This is a genomic window from Pseudomonas sp. DL (assembly GCF_047199225.1).
GTDB lineage: Bacteria > Pseudomonadota > Gammaproteobacteria > Pseudomonadales > Pseudomonadaceae > Pseudomonas > Pseudomonas aeruginosa.
On record NZ_CP178323.1, the window covers coordinates 20131 to 39241 of the forward strand.

General features: G+C 67.9%; 20 protein-coding genes. 11 read left to right on the plus strand and 9 right to left on the minus strand.

The window, feature by feature from the left end; all coding sequences use genetic code 11:
• Positions 1–44: 44 nt before the first annotated feature.
• Positions 45–551: a peptide deformylase gene (def, locus tag ACI766_RS00095; RefSeq protein ID WP_003107059.1), complete on the minus strand. Its 507-nt coding sequence runs from the start codon at positions 549–551 to the stop codon at positions 45–47.
• Positions 552–689: 138 nt separating this feature from the next.
• Here def and ACI766_RS00100 point away from each other — a divergent pair, with 138 nt between their 5' ends.
• The 3 genes from ACI766_RS00100 to ACI766_RS00110 all read left to right on the plus strand — a co-directional run bounded on the left by ACI766_RS00100 (position 690) and on the right by ACI766_RS00110 (position 3536).
• On the plus strand, positions 690–1715 hold the full coding sequence (locus ACI766_RS00100) for a LysM peptidoglycan-binding domain-containing protein (protein ID WP_003097294.1): 1026 nt from the start codon (positions 690–692) through the stop codon (positions 1713–1715).
• A 134-nt stretch (positions 1716–1849) separates the two neighbouring features.
• Positions 1850–2938: a DNA-processing protein DprA gene (dprA, locus tag ACI766_RS00105; protein WP_003118479.1), complete on the plus strand. Its 1089-nt coding sequence runs from the start codon at positions 1850–1852 to the stop codon at positions 2936–2938.
• Between the two features lie 40 nt (positions 2939–2978).
• Complete coding sequence (locus tag ACI766_RS00110) at positions 2979–3536, plus strand: L-threonylcarbamoyladenylate synthase (protein ID WP_003097300.1); 558 nt, start codon at positions 2979–2981, stop codon at positions 3534–3536.
• A 9-nt stretch (positions 3537–3545) separates the two neighbouring features.
• On the opposite strand, the gene ACI766_RS00115 is transcribed toward ACI766_RS00110, so the two are convergent.
• Positions 3546–4523, minus strand: a complete 978-nt coding sequence (locus ACI766_RS00115) for an NADPH:quinone reductase (protein WP_003111202.1) — start codon at positions 4521–4523, stop codon at positions 3546–3548.
• Positions 4524–4713: 190 nt separating this feature from the next.
• Between ACI766_RS00115 and hemF the strand changes: the two genes are divergently transcribed.
• The 5 genes from hemF (at position 4714) to ACI766_RS00140 (ending at position 9476) form a co-directional block, all read left to right on the plus strand.
• Entirely contained in the window at positions 4714–5631 is a 918-nt protein-coding gene (hemF, locus tag ACI766_RS00120; protein ID WP_003097311.1) for an oxygen-dependent coproporphyrinogen oxidase, read from the plus strand.
• 57 nt (positions 5632–5688) lie between these two features.
• Entirely contained in the window at positions 5689–6513 is an 825-nt protein-coding gene (gene aroE / locus ACI766_RS00125) for a shikimate dehydrogenase (RefSeq protein WP_003111201.1), read from the plus strand.
• A gap of 110 nt (positions 6514–6623) precedes the next feature.
• Positions 6624–7610 (plus strand): phospholipase C, encoded by a 987-nt coding sequence (locus tag ACI766_RS00130; RefSeq protein ID WP_003111200.1) that lies wholly within the window; start codon positions 6624–6626, stop codon positions 7608–7610.
• On the plus strand, positions 7591–8877 hold the full coding sequence (locus tag ACI766_RS00135; RefSeq protein WP_003114640.1) for a peptidylprolyl isomerase: 1287 nt from the start codon (positions 7591–7593) through the stop codon (positions 8875–8877). Before ACI766_RS00130 ends, ACI766_RS00135 begins: the two co-directional genes overlap by 20 nt.
• A complete protein-coding gene (locus ACI766_RS00140) occupies positions 8874–9476 on the plus strand; it encodes a hypothetical protein (protein WP_003458422.1) in 603 nt (200 codons plus the stop codon). The genes ACI766_RS00135 and ACI766_RS00140 overlap by 4 nt, the downstream gene beginning before the upstream one ends.
• 3 nt (positions 9477–9479) lie before the next feature.
• On the opposite strand, the gene ACI766_RS00145 is transcribed toward ACI766_RS00140, so the two are convergent.
• From ACI766_RS00145 to betC, 3 genes are read right to left on the minus strand one after another with little or no spacing between them, the layout of a single operon-like run.
• Positions 9480–11033 (minus strand): SulP family inorganic anion transporter, encoded by a 1554-nt coding sequence (locus ACI766_RS00145; protein ID WP_023104720.1) that lies wholly within the window; start codon positions 11031–11033, stop codon positions 9480–9482.
• Positions 11034–11037: 4 nt separating this feature from the next.
• Entirely contained in the window at positions 11038–11961 is a 924-nt protein-coding gene (locus ACI766_RS00150) for a choline ABC transporter substrate-binding protein (protein ID WP_003115797.1), read from the minus strand.
• Positions 11962–11977: 16 nt separating this feature from the next.
• Positions 11978–13489 carry a choline-sulfatase gene (gene betC, locus ACI766_RS00155; RefSeq protein ID WP_003120673.1) on the minus strand — a complete coding sequence of 504 codons (1512 nt, stop codon included), beginning with the start codon at positions 13487–13489 and terminating at the stop codon, positions 11978–11980.
• 127 nt (positions 13490–13616) lie between these two features.
• Between betC and ACI766_RS00160 the strand changes: the two genes are divergently transcribed.
• A complete protein-coding gene (locus ACI766_RS00160; protein WP_010792427.1) occupies positions 13617–14516 on the plus strand; it encodes a choline sulfate utilization transcriptional regulator in 900 nt (299 codons plus the stop codon).
• A 10-nt stretch (positions 14517–14526) separates the two neighbouring features.
• A complete protein-coding gene (locus tag ACI766_RS00165) occupies positions 14527–14904 on the plus strand; it encodes a DOPA 4,5-dioxygenase family protein (RefSeq protein WP_003114635.1) in 378 nt (125 codons plus the stop codon).
• On the opposite strand, the gene ACI766_RS00170 is transcribed toward ACI766_RS00165, so the two are convergent.
• The 4 genes from ACI766_RS00170 to trpB form a co-directional block, all read right to left on the minus strand.
• A complete protein-coding gene (locus tag ACI766_RS00170) occupies positions 14883–15248 on the minus strand; it encodes an Hpt domain-containing protein (RefSeq protein WP_003097330.1) in 366 nt (121 codons plus the stop codon). The genes ACI766_RS00165 and ACI766_RS00170 overlap by 22 nt on opposite strands.
• A 7-nt stretch (positions 15249–15255) precedes the next feature.
• Entirely contained in the window at positions 15256–15879 is a 624-nt protein-coding gene (locus ACI766_RS00175) for a response regulator transcription factor (RefSeq protein ID WP_003111192.1), read from the minus strand.
• A 185-nt stretch (positions 15880–16064) separates the two neighbouring features.
• Entirely contained in the window at positions 16065–16871 is an 807-nt protein-coding gene (gene trpA, locus ACI766_RS00180; RefSeq protein WP_003120671.1) for a tryptophan synthase subunit alpha, read from the minus strand.
• The gene (gene trpB / locus ACI766_RS00185) at positions 16868–18076 is read right to left on the minus strand and encodes a tryptophan synthase subunit beta (protein WP_003097340.1); all 1209 of its coding nucleotides are present in this window, start codon (positions 18074–18076) and stop codon (positions 16868–16870) included. The genes trpA and trpB overlap by 4 nt, the downstream gene beginning before the upstream one ends.
• 104 nt (positions 18077–18180) lie before the next feature.
• Here trpB and trpI point away from each other — a divergent pair, with 104 nt between their 5' ends.
• Positions 18181–19068 (plus strand): trpBA operon transcriptional activator TrpI, encoded by an 888-nt coding sequence (gene trpI / locus ACI766_RS00190; RefSeq protein ID WP_003114633.1) that lies wholly within the window; start codon positions 18181–18183, stop codon positions 19066–19068.
• The last annotated feature ends 43 nt before the right edge of the window (positions 19069–19111 follow it).

The window sequence follows — 19111 nt, forward strand, 5'->3', positions numbered from 1 at the left end:
CTAAAAGAAAAAGGCTTGCCGGGGCAAGCCTTTGGGGGATGGGGTCACGCCTGCTGTCGATGCTGCTTTTCCAGCTTCTTGCGGATGCGGTCGCGCTTGAGGGTGGACAGGTAGTCGACGAACAGCTTGCCGTTGAGGTGGTCGCATTCGTGCTGGATGCATACCGCCAGCAGGCCTTCGGCGACTTCCTCGAAGGGGTTGCCATCGCGGTCGAGGGCCTTGATCCGGACCTTCTGCGGTCGGTCCACGTTCTCGTAGAAGCCGGGTACCGACAGGCAGCCTTCCTGGTACTGGTCCATATCCTCGGTCAGCGGTTCGAACTCGGGGTTGATGAATACCCTCGGCTCGGACTTGTCTTCGCTGAGGTCCATGACCACGATGCGCTTGTGCACGTTCACCTGGGTCGCGGCGAGGCCGATGCCCGGGGCTTCGTACATGGTTTCGAACATGTCGTCGATCAGCTGGCGCACCGCGTCGTCGACCACCTCCACCGGTTTGGCGATGGTCCGCAGGCGCGGATCGGGGAATTCGAGAATGTTCAGGATGGCCATATGCGTTTGTGATGCACTTGTGGAATCGATTGAAAATCCGCTGCTAAGATGGCGCGCAGCTTGAAAACGGCTTCAGACCGCGATTCTCGCGGGCTTCGGGCGTTTCGCGTATGTCGACATGATAAAGGGATTCACTGCATGAGGAAATCACTAGTCGCCCTTCTGCTCCTTGCCGCGAGCGGTCTGGCGCAGGCCCAGGTCGACCTCAGGGAAGGGCATCCGGACCGCTACACGGTGGTCAGGGGCGATACCCTGTGGGACATCTCGGGGAAATTCCTCCGCCAGCCATGGAAGTGGCCGGAACTCTGGCACGCCAACCCGCAGATCCAGAATCCCCACCTGATCTACCCCGGCGACACACTCAGCCTGGTCTACGTCGATGGCCAGCCGCGCCTGGTGCTGAACCGTGGCGAATCGCGCGGGACCATCAAGCTGTCGCCGAAGATCCGCAGCACGCCGATCGCCGAGGCCATCCCGACCATCCCGCTGGACAAGATCAACAGCTTCCTGCTGGCCAACCGCATCGTCGATGACGAGAAGACCTTCACCAGTGCGCCGTACATCGTCGCCGGCAACGCCGAGCGGATCGTCAGCGGCACCGGCGACCGCATCTATGCCCGCGGCAAGTTCGCCGACGGCCAGCCGGCCTATGGCATCTTCCGCCAGGGCAAGGTCTACATCGATCCGAAGACCAAGGAAGTCCTCGGCATCAACGCCGACGACATCGGCGGCGGCGAGGTGGTGGCCACCGAAGGCGACGTCGCGACCCTGGCGCTGACCCGCACCACCCAGGAAGTGCGCCTGGGCGACCGCCTGTTCCCCACCGAGGAGCGTGCGGTGAATTCCACCTTCATGCCCGGCGAGCCGAGCCGCGAGGTGAAGGGCGAAATCATCGACGTACCGCGCGGCGTGACCCAGATCGGCCAGTTCGACGTGGTCACCCTGAACCGTGGCCAGCGCGACGGGCTGGCCGAGGGCAACGTGCTGGCGATCTACAAGGTCGGCGAGACGGTGCGCGACCGCGTTACCGGTGAGTCGGTGAAGATTCCCGACGAACGCGCCGGCCTGCTGATGGTGTTCCGTACCTACAAGAAGCTGAGCTACGCCCTGGTTCTGATGGCCAGCAGGCCGCTCTCGGTAACCGACAGGGTGCAGAATCCCTGACTCGAAACCCCCGCCTCGGCGGGGGTTTCGCGTTTCTGGGGGAAGGAAATTTCATACGACGGTTTCCAGGATGGAAGCCGGACCCTTCCCCTCTTCCTGTCAGCGATGGACCTGCCTGCTATGGATGAGTCGCAATGAAGAACCATTCTCCAGCCGAACTGGAAGCACGGCTGCGCCTGCATGGCCTGCCCGAACTGGGACCCATGCGCTTCCTGCGCTTGATCGAGGCCTTCGGTTCGGCCTCTTCCGCGCTTGCCGCGCCAGCCAGCGCCTGGCGCACCCTGGGAGTGCCTGCCGAGGCCGCCGCCGCGCGGCGCAGCCCGGCGGTGCGGGAAGCGGCGGGTGAAGCCCTGCGCTGGCTGGAAGGTCCGCGCAGGCACCTGCTGATGTGGGACGACCCGGGATACCCGGCACTGCTCGCCGAAGTCGCCGATGCCCCGCCGCTGCTGTACGTCGAAGGCGCTCCGGAGACTCTGGAACGGCCGCAACTGGCGATGGTCGGCAGCCGCCGCGCCAGCCCCGCCGGGCTGGGCACCGCCCGGAGCTTTGCGCGCAGCCTGGCGCAGGGCGGCTTCGCCATCACCAGCGGGCTGGCCCTGGGCATCGATGGCGCCGCCCACGAGGGCGCGCTGGAGGCTGGCGGCGCGACCGTGGCAGTCCTCGGCACCGGCCTGCGCAGGCTCTATCCGCGGCGCCACGAAGCGCTGGCGCGGCGCATCGTCGAGGGTGGCGGCGCGCTGGTTTCGGAGCTGCCGCTGGACAGCCCGCCGCTGCCGGCAAACTTTCCCCGGCGCAACCGCATCATCAGCGGACTCTCGCTGGGTGTGCTGGTGGTCGAGGCAAGTCCCGCCAGCGGCTCGCTGATCACCGCGCGGCTGGCGGCGGAACAGGGGCGCGAGGTGTACGCCATTCCGGGTTCCATCCACCATCCCGGCGCACGTGGCTGCCACCAACTGATTCGCGATGGCGCGCTGCTGGTGGAAAGCGTCGGGCACGTGCTCGAAGCACTGCGCGGCTGGGCGCAGGCGGAGCCAGCGGAAGCGCCGGCGCAGCCCCTGCCCCACCCTTTGCTGGCGCTGCTGCGCGCCGCGCCCTACACCAGCGAAGGCCTGGCCGCCGCCAGCGGCATGACGCTGCCCGATGTGCTGGCGACGCTCAGCGAACTGGAACTCGACGGCCGGGTCGCCTGCGAGGCCGGCACCTGGGTGCATCGCTCCGGCTGAAACCGTACACTTCGCGCACCCTGTCCGCTGGAGTGAGTCGATGATCAGCAGCTTTCGTGCGCAATGCGCCGCCCGGGTCGTCCGCGAGGGCGGCGTGATCGCCTATCCCACCGAGGCGGTATGGGGGCTCGGCTGCGACCCGTGGAACGAGGATGCGGTGTATCGCCTGCTGGCGCTGAAGGCGCGGCCGGTGGAAAAGGGCCTGATCGTGGTGGCGGCGAACATCCACCAGCTCGACTTCCTTCTCGAAGACCTGCCGGACGTCTGGCTGGACCGCCTGGCCGGTACCTGGCCGGGGCCGAACACCTGGCTGGTGCCGCACCAGGAGCGCCTGCCGGAGTGGGTCACCGGCGTCCACGACAGCGTCGCCGTGCGGGTCACCGACCATCCCCTGGTACAGGAACTGTGCCATCTCACCGGTCCGCTGATCTCCACCTCGGCCAATCCGGCCGGGCGCCCGGCGGCGCGCACGCGGCTGCGGGTGGAGCAATACTTCCACGACGAGCTGGACGCTATCCTCGGCGGCGCCCTTGGCGGGCGCCGCAACCCCAGCCTGATCCGCGACCTGGTGACCGGACAGGTCATCCGCCCGGCCTGAGTACGCGCTTCAGGGCAACAGTACGGTCGAGCCGGTGGTTCGCCGTGCGGCCAGTTCGGTATGCGCCCTGGCTGCTTCGGCCAGGGCGAAGCGCTGGTTGATCTCGATGCGGATGTCGCCGCGCTCGATCAGGCCGAACAGCTCGTCGGCCATCGCCTGGAGTTTTTCCGGGGTATCGGCGTAGCTGCCCAGGGTCGGCCGGGTCACGTACAGCGAACCCTTCTGCGAGAGGATGCCCAGGTTGACCCCGGTCACCGGCCCCGAGGCGTTGCCGAAGCTGACCAGCAAGCCGCGCGGCGCCACGCAGTCCAGCGAGGTTTCCCAGGTATCCTTGCCCACCGAGTCGTAGACCACCGGGCACTTCTTCCCGTCGGTCAGTTCGAGCACCCGCCGCGCCACGTTCTCATGGCTATAGTCGATGGTCTCCCAGGCACCGTGCTGCCTGGCCAGGCGCGCCTTTTCCGGCGAGCTGACGGTGCCGATCAGCTGCACTCCAAGGGCCTTGGCCCATTGGCAGGCGAACAGGCCCACGCCGCCCGCGGCGGCATGGAAGAGAATGGTTTCGCCGCCCCGCAGTTCGTAGGTCTGGCGCAGCAGGTATTGGGTGGTGAGCCCCTTGAGCATCACCGCGGCGGCCTGTTCGAAGTCGATGCCGTCGGGCAGGTGGACCAGCTTCTCCTCCGCCAGCACATGCAGTTCGCTGTAGGCGCCCAGCGGGCCGGTGGCGTAGGCGACGCGGTCGCCGACCTTGAAACGGGTCACTTCGCTGCCCACCGCCTCGACCTCGCCGGCCCCTTCGCTACCCAGTCCCGAGGGTAAGCCGGGGGCCGGATAGAGGCCGCTGCGGTAGTAGGTGTCGATGAAGTTCAGGCCAATGGCGCGATTGCGCACGCGGACTTCCCGGGGGCCCGGCTCGGCGGGTTGGTAGTCGCGGTATTCGAGGACTTCGGGGCCGCCGTAGGCAGCGAACTGGATGCGCTTGGCCATGCTGGAACTCCTGCTTCGTCAGGGTTTCGGACGGTCGCGCCGGGTGGGCGACCCTGGGTAAAGGCCTTCATCCAAGCCTTCCCCTTGACGGCCGTCAAGCGCCGGCTACCCATCCAGGGTGGTATGCTTGCGCCCTCGTTTCGTCGCCAGCCCGCGCCCCGCGCGGCCTCCCCGCTCCAAGGTGAACTCCGTGACCGACCGTATCGCCGCTGTCAAAACCTACCTGCTCGACCTGCAAGACCGCATCTGCGCCGCCCTCGAGGCGGAGGACGGCAAGGCCCGCTTCGCCGAGGACGCCTGGGAGCGTCCGGCCGGTGGCGGCGGACGGACGCGGGTAATCGGCGACGGCGCATTGATCGAGAAGGGCGGGGTGAATTTTTCCCACGTCTTCGGCGATAGCCTGCCGCCCTCGGCCAGCGCCCATCGGCCGGAACTGGCCGGGCGCGGTTTCCAGGCGCTCGGCGTGTCGCTGGTGATCCATCCGGAAAACCCCCACGTGCCGACGTCCCATGCCAACGTGCGTTTCTTCTGCGCCGAGAAGGAAGGCGAGGAGCCGGTCTGGTGGTTCGGCGGCGGCTTCGATCTGACCCCCTACTACGCCCACGAGGAAGACTGCGTGCATTGGCACCGGGTCGCTCGCGACGCCTGCGCGCCGTTCGGCGCGGACGTCTACCCGCGCTACAAGGAATGGTGCGACCGCTACTTCCACCTCAAGCACCGCAACGAGCCGCGCGGCATCGGCGGCCTGTTCTTCGACGACCTCAACCAGTGGGACTTCGACACCTGCTTCGCCTTCATCCGCGCCATCGGCGATGCCTATATCGACGCCTACCTGCCGATCGTCCAGCGCCGCAAGCACACGCCGTTCGATGAACGGCAGCGAGAGTTCCAGGCCTATCGTCGCGGTCGCTATGTGGAGTTCAACCTGGTCTTCGATCGTGGCACCCTGTTCGGCCTGCAGTCCGGCGGCCGTACCGAATCGATCCTGATGTCGTTGCCGCCGCAGGTGCGCTGGGGCTATGACTGGAAACCCGAGCCGGGCAGCGAGGAAGCGCGCCTGACCGAGTATTTCCTCGCCGACCGCGATTGGCTCGCCGGCCAGCCCTGACCCGCCCGCAGGGGACGAGTCCGCTCGTCCCGTCCCACTCCGGCAAAGGAACGACCCATGGACCGCTATTGCGTATTCGGCAACCCCATCGGCCACAGCAAGTCGCCGCTGATCCACCGCCTGTTCGCCGAGCAGACCGGCGAGGCGCTGGTCTATGACGCGCAACTGGCGCCGCTGGACGATTTCCCCGGGTTCGCCCGGCGCTTCTTCGAGCAGGGCAAGGGCGCCAATGTCACCGTGCCGTTCAAGGAAGAGGCCTATCGTCTGGTGGACGAGTTGAGCGAGCGGGCCACCCGGGCCGGGGCGGTGAACACCCTGATCCGCCTCGCCGACGGTCGCCTGCGCGGCGACAACACCGACGGCGCCGGCCTGCTGCGGGACCTGACGGCGAACGCCGGGGTCGAGCTGCGCGGCAAGCGGGTTCTCCTGCTCGGCGCCGGCGGTGCGGTGCGTGGGGTGCTCGAACCCTTCCTCGGCGAGTGCCCGGCGGAGTTGCTGATCGCCAACCGCACGGCGCGGAAGGCCGTGGACCTGGCCGAGCGGTTCGCCGACCTCGGCGCGGTGCACGGCTGCGGTTTCGCCGAGGTCGAAGGGCCTTTCGACCTGATCGTCAACGGCACCTCGGCCAGTCTTGCCGGCGACGTGCCGCCGCTGGCGCAGAGCGTGATCGAGCCCGGCCGTACCGTCTGCTACGACATGATGTATGCCAAGGAACCGACTGCCTTCAACCGCTGGGCCGCCGAACGCGGTGCGGCGCGTACCCTGGATGGCCTGGGCATGCTGGTGGAGCAGGCCGCCGAGGCATTCTTCCTCTGGCGCGGCGTGCGTCCTGCCTCGGCGCCAGTGTTGGAGACGCTGCGCCGACAGTTGGCAACTGTCTGAGTTGTCAGGCGGCATTTGAGACGTACGTCTCAAATTGGCTTCCATCTGACATGTAGGAATCACAAAACCGGGTTAAGACTTCAGGCTTCACTCACTCTCGAGCGCTGCCGATGAAAACCTTCGCCCGCCTGGCCGCCGGTCTCTGCATCTGCGCCATCGCCAGCCAGGCCAACGCCTGGTCGCAACCGACCCACAAGAACATCGTCAAGGATGCCCTGGCCTTCATGAACTCCTCCTACGCCACCGAGGAGATGCGCCAGGCCTACCGGTTCTACGTGAGCGCCGCCGGCAGCGAGGCGCAGGCCGGGGAGATCCTCGGCCAGGCGGCCTTCGACGTGGACGACTTCAAGGACACCCGTCTCGGTGGCTGGTGGGTCGGCTACGAACACGCGCCGCTGTGGGGCGCGGCTTCGGGCATCGTCAACTACACCTCGTACTGGCACTTCCTCAACCTGGCCCGGGACGGCGACTCCCATGGCAACCCCCACGGCGGCTACGACTACCGCTACCACAAGGTCGACGGCGGCATCGCCGACGTCGACTGGTACGCCATGGTCTATCTCTACAACCGCGAGCTGAAGCGCGAGGACTTCGACACCACCGAGGCGCACTACCGCCAGGGCACCCGCTCGGACTGGCAGGAGCACTACGGCGACTTCCAGACCGCCGCCTTCCAGCCGATCGATAACCTCGCCACCTACTGGTTCGAGCAGTTCCGCGCCGCGCCTTCGCTGCAGACCATCGGCTATGCCCTGCATGCCACCGGCGACGTGGCCCAGCCGCACCATGTGTGGATCACCTCGGCCAACGGCCATTCCAGCTGGGAAGGCTGGGTCGACGACCACTACGCCAGCGAGAAGCTCAACGACCCGGCGGCGGTGGCCAACCTGGTGGGGCGCTACGACCCGAGCAAGAGCATCCGCGACCTGCTCACCCAGACCGGCCAGGTCGCCTACGCGCGCCCCGAGCCGCTCTACGACACCAGCTACGAGACGCGCCTGCGGGTGGCGAAGGAGCTGATTCCCGAGTCCATCGCCCTGACCGTCACCGTACTGACCAAGGGCGCCAACAGCTTCGATGCACCGACTGCTCTCTGATCGCGCCCGGGGCTGGCGTCGCGCACTGTGCGGGATCGTCCTCGGGCTGCTGGCGTGGAGCGCCCATGGCGTCCCCGCCAAGGCGCCGCAGGATCTGCGGATCGACGGCGAGGTGCTGCCGGGGAGAAGCATCGACTTGCTCGAGCAGGCCCTGTCGCGGGTCAAGTTCAACACCGACCCGCAGCAGTTGCGCCGTGGCCTGGTGGAAAACCGCCTGCTGGCGCGCGCGGTGGAAGACCAGCTCACCGCGCAGAGCCGCGCCGATCTCGACGCCAGCGTGGAGATCGAGGCCGGCAACCTGCTCGAACAGGTATACGGCAGGCGCTACCGCGAGGACCTCGGGCCATACCTGCGCCAGCCCCGGGCCCTGAGCGCGGAGCGTTTGCGCGAGGTGCTGGCGCCGAGGAGCCGCGGCCTGGTGGAAAACAGCCTGCTGCTGGACGAGACGCAGCGCCGCGAGGCGGCCGGGGTCGAGCTGATCGGCTGGCAGTTTCCCGGCCAGCCGGCACAGGTCCTCGACCTGCTATCGCTGTACGAAGGCGACAACGTCCAGGGCCAGGTGGAATTGCAACAGGGCAACCTCGCTTACCTGGCGCGCCAGGTCCAGACCCGCATCCGCCGCGACTACCTCTGGTACCGCCTGGCCCGGGACGGCTTCGGCCCGGCAGAGCGGCAGGGCGTGAGGACCCTGGTGCGGGACAAGCTGGTGCGCCATCGCTATCTGCACCAGATCGGCCTCTACAGTGATTTCCACCATGAGTCCGATGCGCTGCGGGAACTCGCCGGCAAGGTCAGCGACAAGGACGCCGAGGCCTACTATCGGCGCAACCTGGAGCGTTACCGCAACGTCGCGCAGGTGCAGGCGGCGCATATCCGCCTGGCCGACCAGGCGAGCGCGGACAAGGTCTACGCCGAGTTGCGCGGCGGCCTGGCCTTCGACGAGGCGGTACGCCGCTATTCCCTGGCCGACGACAGGGACCGCGACCCGCCCGGCGACCTAGGCCTGATACGGCCCCAGGACGGCCGGCTCGACCTGCTGCGCAAGACTGCGCTGATCCAGAAGGCCGATACGGTTTCCCAGCCGATGCGCATCGACGGCGCGTTCGAGATCGTCCGGGTGCGTAGCCGCGAGGATCGCCAGTTGCCCCTCGACGACCGCAGCGTGCGCTTCGAGGTGAACCAGGCGGTGGCGCGCGAGCAACTGGCAGCGCAGTTCGAGACGCGCCTGCGCAACCTGCTGGCCGGCGCCAGGGTGGAAGGCCTGTGAAGCGCTGGCTCGGCGTTGCCCTCGGCTGCAGCGGGCTGGCGATCGCCCTGGCCTGCGCCGGCGTGTTGCTGGCGCCTGCCGATATGGCCGCTTCCTCGTCTTCTCCGTCGCCAGCCAGGACGCTTGCGGCACTGCCCGCGGTCGACGACCGTCCGCCGCCGCCGGCGCCGGTGCGATCGCAAGCGGCAGCACCGGCGTACGAGGCGGAGCCGCCGGTGGCGGAACTGGATCGCGAGCAGGCGATCCAGTTCATGCAGATGCTGCGCGACGAGGGCGACCCGCGCAGCCCGCCGCTCGGCGGCCTGCAACCACGCCAGGGCGCGACGGCGCAGGAGCTGGCCGATCCGAAGCAGTACCAGGCCTTCGAGGAACGACAGACCCGCGAACTGGTACAGGCCTACACCAGCGGCGTACAGCAGATACCGGAAATCCGCGCGCGGATCGAGGCGGCCGAACAGGGTGGCGAGCGCAGCGCCGAGGAAATCGACGAGGCTCGCGCCGCCCTTGGACAGTTGGAGATGATGCGCGACAAGCTGCAGCGGGAATCGCCGCAACTGCTGCCCGGCGACAGCGCACCGACATCGCCGGCGGCGCCCTGAGCGTCAGCCTTCGTAGTGCAGGCGGCAGCCTTCGTCGGCCTGCCGGCCCAGCGCTTCGCGGACCTGCGGGCGGGCGTGGCGCAATACCAGGCGGCGGCCCTCGGCGTGCAGGCGGCGGGCTTCCTGCTGCAACAGCACTGCGCCGGCGAAGTCGATGAAGTTCACCTGGCGGGCGTCCAGCACCAGCCGTGGCCTGTCGCATTGGCGCATGAGGCGTTGCAGGTAGTCGCAGGCGCCGAAGAAGATCGAGCCTTCGATGCGCAGCACTTCTTCCTCGTCGTTGCGCTGGCGCAGTACGCGTGGTGTCGAGGTGCGCCGCAGGTAGAAGACCAGCGACGCCAGCACTCCCGCGTAGATGGCGTTCTGCAGCGGCAACAGCAGCGTGGCCAGGGCGGTTAGGCCGGCCACCAGGCATTCGGCGCGGCCGCTGCGGTAGAGCGCGCGGAGCGCCGGGCGGTCGATCAGGCCCCAGGCGATCAGCAGGATGCCTGCGGCCATCGCCGGCAACGGTACATGTTCGATCAGGCGCGCACCGAGCACGGCCAGCAGTGCCACCCAGAGCGCCGAAAACGCACCCGCCAGCGGGGAGCGCGCACCGGCTTCCAGATTGAGCCCGGAGCGGGTGAAGGAACCCGCCGACAGGCTCGCCGACAGCCAAGGCCCGAGCAGGTTCGACAGACCCTGGGCGCGGACCTCCTGGTTGGCATCGAACGCGTCTCCCTGGCGCGCGGCCAGGGCGCGGGCGATCGACAGGCTGGTGACCAGCCCGAGCATGCCGCAGGCCACCGCCGCAGGTAGCAGGTCGAGGATCGATCGGGAATCGAAGACCAGCGGATTCCAGCCCGGCAGTGCGCTCGATAAGGCCTGCACATGGGCTACCGAGGCGAAGGTCCCGGGTAGCGCCCAGACCAGCGTGGCACCGCCCAGCAAGCCAAGCAGCAGGGCCGGCCAGCGCGGTCGCAGGCGCCTGACCAGCAGGCTGAGCGCGAAGCTGAAGCCGCCCACCAGCAGCGATGGGCCATCGAACTCGGCGAACCGCGCCAGCAGCCGCCAGCCGTTTCCCGGCGCTGCGCCCTCCCCGCTCGCGGCCAGGCCGAGAAGATAGGGCAGTTGGCCGAGGACGATCAGCAGCGCCGCGCCAAGGGTGAAGCCGAGCATCACCGAATGCGAGACGAAATTGACCAGCGACCCGACGCGCAGGACGCCGAGCAGCCACTGGAAGGCGCCGGCGAGAAAGGTCAGCAGCAGCACGGCCTGGACGTATTGCGGGCTGCCCAGCGGCGCCAGCGGGGCCACCGAACTGAACAGCAGCACCGAGATCGCCGCGGTGGGACCGCTCACCAGGTGGCGCGACGAGCCCCACAGGCAGGCGATCGCCACTGGCAGCATCGCCGCGTACAGGCCGTACTCCGCTGGCAGGCCGGCGATCAGCGCATAGGCCATCGATTGCGGCAGTGCCAGGATTGCGCCATTCAGGCCGACCCAAGCCTCGCGCCCGAGCATGCCCCGGTGCAGCCCCGGTAGCCAGGCGAGGAACGGCAGCAAGCGCGTCCACATGGCGCTATGGCTGGCCGCGAACCGCGGCCAGGGCGTCGCCGCCGTCGCGGCTGGTCACCCCTTGCAGCCAGGCCTCGAGCACCCGCGGGTTGGCCTTGAGCCAGGCGCGGGTCGCCGAGGCCGGAGTCGCCGTGCCTTCCAGCGCGTCGCTCATCAGGCGGTTCTCCATGTCCAGGTCGAAGCGCAGGTTGGCCAGCAGCCGCGCCGGGTTCGGGCACTGCGCGGCGTAGCCCTTGCGTGCCAGGGTGTAGACCTGGCCGCGGTCGCCGAAGTACTGCTCGCCGCCTTCCAGGTAGCGCAGGTCATGGCGGATGTTCATCGGGTGCGGCGTCCAGCCGAGGAACACCAGCCAGCGCTGGCGCTTCTCGGCCCGGCCGAGTTCGGCGAGCATCGCCTGCTCGCTGGACTCCACCAGCTTCCAGTCGCCGAGGCCGAACTGGTTGGCGTCGATCATCTTCTGGATCGACTGATTGGCCGGCGCGCCGGAGCCGATCCCGTACAGCTTGCGGTTGAAGCGTTGCCCTTGCGCGGCGAGGTCCTCGAAGCGGTGTACGCCGGCGTCCCAGACGTAGCGCGGCACCGCCAGGGTGAAGCGGGTGCCGTCGAGGTTGCGACCGAGGCGTTCGACCTGGCCGCTGGCGACGAACTTGTCGTGATAGTCCTGGTGCGCGGGCATCCAGCCGCCGAGGAAGGCGTCCACCTGGCCGTCGCGCAGGCCGCCATAGATGATCGGCACCGACAGGGTATCGATCTTCACCTGGTAGCCGAGGCTTTCCAGGAGAAACGCGGCAGTGGCGTTGGTTACCGCGATATCGCTCCAGCCTGGATCGGCCAGCCTGACGCGGGCACAGGCGGGGTCTTCGGCGTATAGCGAGGCGCTGCCCAGGAACAGGGTGGCGGCCAGCAGGCAGGTGGGAAGCCGGTTCATGGAAGTGCCCTCGTGCTCAGGGTTGCGGGAAGCGCGCGCGGCGCTCGAGATCGTCCAGGTCGATATGGTTGCGCATGTACTGCTGGCTTGCATCGACCCACGGCTGGTGGTCCCAGCTGGCCAGCCGTCCTCGCGCCAGCGCGGCGGCCACCAGGCGTCGGCGGCGCTGGCTGTCGAGTACGGCGCGGGTGATCGCGGGGATGTCCCAGCGTCGCCGGGCCTCGTCGAGGAACGCCTCGAACGTTCCGCGATGGGCCGGACTGGCGGCGAGGTTCTCGCGCTCCTGCGGGTCGTTGCGCAGGTCGTAGAGCAGGCAGGGGTCCTGCTCGGAGTAGATGAACTTGTAGTCGCCGCGGCGGATCATCATCAGCGGGCTGAGGGTGCCCTCGGCGGTGTATTCGCCGATCACCTCGTCATGCCCGCTGCCGTCGCGCAGGTGCGGCAGCAGCGAGCGGCCTTCCAGCGGCAGGCGTGGATCGACCTGGCCGCCGGCCAGCTCCACCAGGGTCGGCAGCAGGTCCACGGTGGATACCGAAGCGCCGATGCGGCGCGGCGCGAAGCGCGCCGGCGCATGGACCAGCAGCGGCACGCGCGCGGCCATCTCGAACCAGTGCATCTTGTACCAGAGGCCGCGCTCGCCGAGCATGTCGCCATGGTCGCCGGAGAACACCACGATGGTGTCGTCGGCCAGCCCGCATTCCTCCAGGGTCGCCAGCAGCGCACCGATCTGCGCGTCGACGTAGCTGCAGGCGCCGAAGTAGGCACGCCGGGCGGCGCGGATGCGCTCCTCGGGCAACGGCTTGTCCCACAGGTCGATGACCTTCAGCAGGCGTTGCGAATGAGGGTCCTGCTCCTCCTGGGCGAAGCGCTGGCGCGGCAGCGGGATGTCCTCGTCGCGGTAGAGATTCCAGTAGCTCGCCGGGATGCTGTAGGGGTCGTGCGGATGGGTCATCGACACGGTCAGGCAGAATGGCTGGCCGGCGTGCTGGCGAACATGGTCGTAGAGGTACTGGCGGGCCTTGAACACCACCTCCTCGTCGAAGTCCAGCTGGTTGGTGCGCACGCAGGGACCGGCCTGCAAAACCGAGGACATGTTGTGGTACCAGCTCGGGCGCACCTCCGGCTCGTCCCAGTTCACCGCCCAGCCATAGTCCGCCGGATAGATGTCGCTGGTCAGGCGTTCCTCGTAGCCGTGCAACTGGTCGGGACCGCAGAAGTGCATCTTGCCCGACAGCGCCGTGCGATAGCCGAGGTTGCGCAGGTAGTGGGCGTAGGTGGGGGTATCGGCGGCGAAGTCGGCAGCGTTGTCCCAGGCGCCGATGCGGGTAGGCAAGCGACCGCTGACCAGGGTGAAGCGCGACGGCGCGCAGAGCGGGCTGTTGCAGTATGCCGAGTCGAACACCACGGCCCGTTCGGCGAGGCGCGAGAGGTGAGGCATGCGCAGCGCCGAGCGCGGATCGTGAAGCGGCAGCAGCGGCGCGGCCATCTGGTCGGCCATGATGAACAGGATGTTCGGCGAGGTCTTCATCGGGCGGCTTATCCCATGCGATTGGGTTATGCGATAGTGCTGCGTCGATCATCAGTGCATCGAAATCCCTGGTAAACCGCATGGGGCTGGATGCGTTGGATAAGCCGGGCTTATGTGAGAACACCTCATGCCGCCATCCCTCGACCTGCTCCGGGTATTCGAGTCCGCCGCCCGCCAACTCAGCTTCACCGCTGCCGCCGAGGAACTGGGGACCACCCAGCCTGCGGTCAGCCAGCAGATCAAACGCCTGGAGAAAGAGCTGGCGACCCCTCTGTTCCAGCGCGTTCATCGAGGCATCGTGCTCACCGACGCCGGCCAGCTTCTGCTCCGCCACGTGGCCGCCGGCCTCGAGACGATCGATGCCGGCATCGCCGCGCTGGGCGCGCGCCAGCGCCACGAGGTGCTCCAGGTGGCCACCGACTACGCCTTCGCTGCCTACTGGCTGATGCCGCGCCTTCCGCGCTTCCATCAGGCCCATCCGCACCTGGACGTGAGCCTGGTGACCAGCGAGCGCGGCCTGGCCGGCCAGCGCGGCGATATCGACGTGGCGATCCTGTTCGGCGACGGTCGTTCCAAGCACGGCGAAGCGCACCGGCTGTTTCGCGAGGAGGTGTTCCCGGTCTGTAGCCCGCGGCTGGTCGAGGGATTGCAGTTGCCGCTGGCCAAGGCGCACCTGGCGCGCCTGCCGATGCTGCATCTGAAGCCGGCGCAGCACGCCCGCTGGTTCGACTGGCCGGCGTTGTTCGAAGCGTTGGCCATCGATCGGCAGCCGATTCCGGCGGTGCTCAGCTTCGACAACTACACCTTGCTGATCCAGGCGGCCATCGCCGGCCAGGGCGTGGCCATCGGCTGGCGCCACCTGGTCGACGGCCTGCTCGAACAGGGGCTGCTTTGCCGGCCCATTGGCGAGAGCTGCCTGTCGCGATACGGGTACTATGCGGTATTGCCGGAGCGCAAGCGGCGCCAGCGGCTGGTCGACGGTTTCGTCGACTGGCTGCAGGCCGAGTTGCAGGCCGGCGGCGCTTGAAGAGGTGACGATGAACGAGTATTCCACCCCCCGCATCCAGGGCTTCCATGCTCACGTCTATTTCGATGCGCAGAGCATCGAGCGAGCCCGCGCCCTTTGCGAAGAGGCGGCGCGGCGCTTTCCGCTGAAGATGGGGCGGGTCCATGAGCGGCCGGTAGGGCCGCATCCGGACTGGAGCTGCCAGCTGGCGTTCGCTCCCGAGGTGTTCGGCGAGCTGGTGCCCTGGCTGGCCATCCATCGGCAGGACCTGGTGGTGTTCATCCACCCGGTTACCGGCAACGATCTGCTCGACCATCGCGACCGAGCCATCTGGATGGGAGCCATTCGCCCGCTGGACCTGTCGATCCTGGACGAAGGCCCGCAACGCTATGACTTCGCCGTGCCTTGAGGCGCGGTCATCGTCATCCAGTCGTGCAGTTCGCATTGCAGCTCGCCCAGTGCCGTCACCAGGTCGTCGACGGCATCGGCGAGCTTGCGCACGGAGCTTTCGCCGCAGGCGATCTCCAGTTGGTGGCAGGCGCGTTCCACGGCGTGGGCGTGGATCAGCGAGGCCATGCCCGCCAGGCGGTGCGCCAGCTCGTTGAGTTCCTGGGTCTGCTCGCGCTCCTGGGCGCGTCGCAGCTTGCGGGTGTCTTCGTTGTTGCTGGTCATCAGCTGCGCGACGAGCAGGCGGCTGATCTCCGGTTGGTTGGCGCGGTCGCCCAGGGCGGCGGTCAGGTCGAACGTTCGCATGGGATCCTCAGATCAGCTCGTGGCGGCGGGCGAAATCGATCAGGCCGGCCAGGGAATGGGCGTTGAGTTTCAGCATGATGCGTGACTTGTAGGTGCTCACGGTTTTCTCGCTGAGGAACAGCTGCTGGGCGATGGCCTTGTTGGTGTTGCCGTTGGCCAGGTACTGCAGCACGGTCATCTCGCGGTCGGAAAGGCTTTCCAGCATGCGGGCCTCGTTGTCGCGGCTCTGCTGGTTGATGCTGCGCAACGCCCCGGTGGGGAAGTGGATGTAGCCGGCCAGCACGGCCTTGGCGGCGAGCAGCAGCTCGGAGAGGTTTTCCCTTTTGCTGACGAAGCCCATGGCGCCGGCCTGCAGGCAGCGCGGGGCGAACTGCGCCGGATTCTGCCGGGTCAGGACCAGGACCTTGGTGTCCAGCTTCAGGGACTTCAGGCGGGCTATCACTTCGAGACCGTCGATCTTGGGGATGCCGATGTCCAGGATGGCCAGGTCGGGAGACTTCTTGCGGGCTACCTGCAGGGCTTCGGCACCGTTGTCGGCCTCGCCGACGATGGTGAAACCGTCGCGCTCGAACAGCAAGCGCACGGCCAGGCGGATAGCGGGATGATCATCGACGATCAGCACCTTACTCATGCGAACCTTCTTTGAATGCGTTGGCTATTTGGGTGAGGCGCTATTCAAGGCTTCGGCAGAGTCGGCGGACAATAAGACGTTTCTGAAAGTGACCGTGAATTTTTCCTCACGGTTCTGGCAGCGTGCAACGCAAGGCCAGGCGCAGCGGGTTGCCTGCGCCTGGAGAATGCCGCTGTCAGGGTCTGTCAGCGTGCGTTGCGCACGCCTTCGGCCAGCTCGCCGCACAGGGCGAGGACATCCTTGACCGCCTGGGCATTGTCGCGGGCCTTGGCGATCCGGTCGATCAGCGCCGAGCCGACCACCACGCCGTCGGCCAACCGCGCGACCGCGGCGGCGTGTTCGGCGCTGCGGATGCCGAAGCCGATACCGATCGGCAGGTCGGTATGCCGGCGCAGGCGCGCCACTGCTTCCTCGACGTGCTCCAGGGTCGCCGCGTTGGCGCCGGTGACGCCGGCCACCGACACGTAGTAGACGAACCCGGAACTGCCTTCGAGCACCGTCGGCAGGCGCTGGTCGCCGGTGGTCGGGGTGGTCAGGCGGATGAAGTCGAGGCCGGCGGCCTGGGCCGGGTGGCAGAGGTCTTCGTTGTGCTCCGGCGGCAGGTCGACCACGATCAGGCCGTCCACCCCCACCTCCTTCGCCTCGGCAATGAAGCGTTCGACGCCGTAGTGGTGGATCGGGTTGAAGTAGCCCATCAGCACCAGGGGCGTCTCACTGTCGCCGCTGCGGAATTCGCGGACCATCTGCAACGTCCTGGCCAGGGTCTGGCCGCCTTCGAGGGCGCGGATGTTGGCCAACTGGATGGCCGGGCCGTCCGCCATCGGATCGGTGAACGGCATGCCCAGTTCGATCACGTCGGCTCCGGCCGCCGGCAGGCCTTTGAGGATTTCCAGGGAAGACGCGTAGTCCGGGTCGCCGGCGGTGACGAAGGTCACCAGGGCGGCGCGGTTTTCCTGCTTGAGCTGGGCGAAGCGGGTCTGCAGGCGGCTCATGCTTTCGACTCCTGTTGCATGTGGTGCATGACGGTCTGCATGTCCTTGTCGCCGCGACCGGACAGGTTCACCACCATGATGTGCTCCTTGGGCAGGCTGGGCGCACGCTTGAAGACCTCGGCCAGGGCATGGGAGCTTTCCAGCGCCGGGATGATGCCTTCGAGGCGGCAGCAGGTGTGGAAGGCCTCCAGGGCTTCGTCGTCGGTGATCGAGGTGTACTCGACGCGGCCGGTGTCGTGCAGCCAGGCGTGTTCCGGGCCGATGCCGGGATAGTCGAGGCCGGCGGAGATGGAGTGTGCGTCGATGATCTGGCCATCCGCGTCCTGCAGCAGGAAGGTGCGGTTGCCGTGCAGCACGCCGGGAACCCCGCCGTTCAGGCTGGCCGCGTGCTTGCCGGTGTCGATGCCGTGGCCGGCGGCTTCCACGCCGACGATCTGCACCCCGGCGTCGTCGAGGAACGGGTGGAACAGGCCCATGGCGTTGGAGCCGCCGCCGATGCAGGCGACCAGCGAATCGGGCAGGCGCCCTTCCTTCTCGGCCAGTTGCTCGCGGGTTTCCTTGCCGATCACCGCCTGGAAATCGCGGACCATCGCCGGGTACGGATGCGGGCCGGCGACCGTGCCGATCAGGTAGAAGGTGCTGTCGACGTTGGTCACCCAGTCGCGCAGCGCCTCGTTCATGGCGTCCTTCAGGGTACCGGTGCCGGCGGTCACCGGGATCACCTCGGCGCCCAGCAGCTTCATGCGGAAGACGTTGGCCTGCTGCCGGTCGATGTCGGTGGTGCCCATGTAGATCACGCACTGCAGGCCGAAACGCGCGGCGACAGTGGCGGTGGCCACGCCGTGCATGCCGGCGCCGGTCTCGGCGATGATGCGTTTCTTGCCCATGCGCCGGGCCAGGAGGATCTGGCCGATGCAGTTGTTGATCTTGTGCGCGCCGGTATGGTTCAGCTCCTCGCGCTTGAGGTAGATCTTCGCCCCGCCGCAGTGCTCGGTCAGGCGCTCGGCGAAGTACAGCGGGCTCGGCCGACCGACGTAGTCGCGCTGGAAGTAGGCCAGTTCCTCCTGGAACGCCGGGTCGTCCTTGGCCTTCTCGTACTCGCGGGCGAGGTCGAGGATCAGCGGCATCAGGGTCTCGGCGACGTACTGGCCGCCGAAGCGACCGAACAGGCCCTTGGCGTCGGGGCCGTTGCGATAGGAAGTCATGGAGGGCTCCAGGAAATGACGTATGGGCAGAATCTAATCCCCCCCGCCGGGTAAAAGAAACCGATAAGATTGCTCAAACCTGTCAGGAAAACTCACGAATAGCCATGAGCCGCGACCTCCCTTCCCTGAATGCCCTGCGCGCTTTCGAAGCCGCTGCCCGGTTGCACAGCATCAGCCTGGCGGCTGAGGAACTGCACGTTACCCATGGCGCCGTGAGCCGGCAGGTGCGGTTGCTCGAGGACGATCTCGGGGTGGCCCTGTTCGGCAAGGATGGACGCGGCGTAAAACTCACCGATTCCGGCGTTCGCCTGCGTGACGCCTGCGGCGATGCGTTCGAGCGACTGCGTGGCGTCTGTGCCGAGCTGCGCCGGCAGACCGCCGAGGCCCCGTTCGTCCTCGGCGTACCCGGCAGCCTGCTGGCGCGCTGGTTCATCCCGCGGCTGGACCAGCTCAACCGTGCCCTCCCCGACCTGCGCCTGCAACTGTCCACCAGCGAGGGCGAGTTCGATCCGCGTCGTCCCGGCCTGGACGCCATGCTCTGGTTCGCCGAGCCGCCCTGGCCGGCGGACATGCAGGTCTTCGAACTGGCGCCCGAGCGCATGGGCCCGGTGGTCAGCCCGCGCCTGGCGCAGGAAACCGGCCTGGCCCAGGCGCCCGCCGCGCGGCTGTTGCAGGAGCCGCTGCTGCATACCGCCTCGCGACCCCAGGCCTGGCCGGCCTGGGCCGCGAGCCAGGGGCTGGCGGCGGAGGCGCTGCGCTATGGCCAGGGGTTCGAGCATCTCTACTACCTGCTGGAAGCGGCGGTGGCGGGCCTCGGCGTGGCCATCGCCCCGGAGCCGCTGGTCCGCGACGATCTCGCCGCGGGCCGCCTGGCGGCGCCCTGGGGCTTCATCGAGACCGATGCGCGCCTGGCCCTGTGGGTACCGGCACGCCTCCACGATCCGCGTGCCGGGCGCCTGGCGCAATGGTTGCGGGAGCAGTTGGCAGGCTGAGCGCTGGCGATTTGCTGCACTTTTCCGGCTCGGCTAGTGTCCA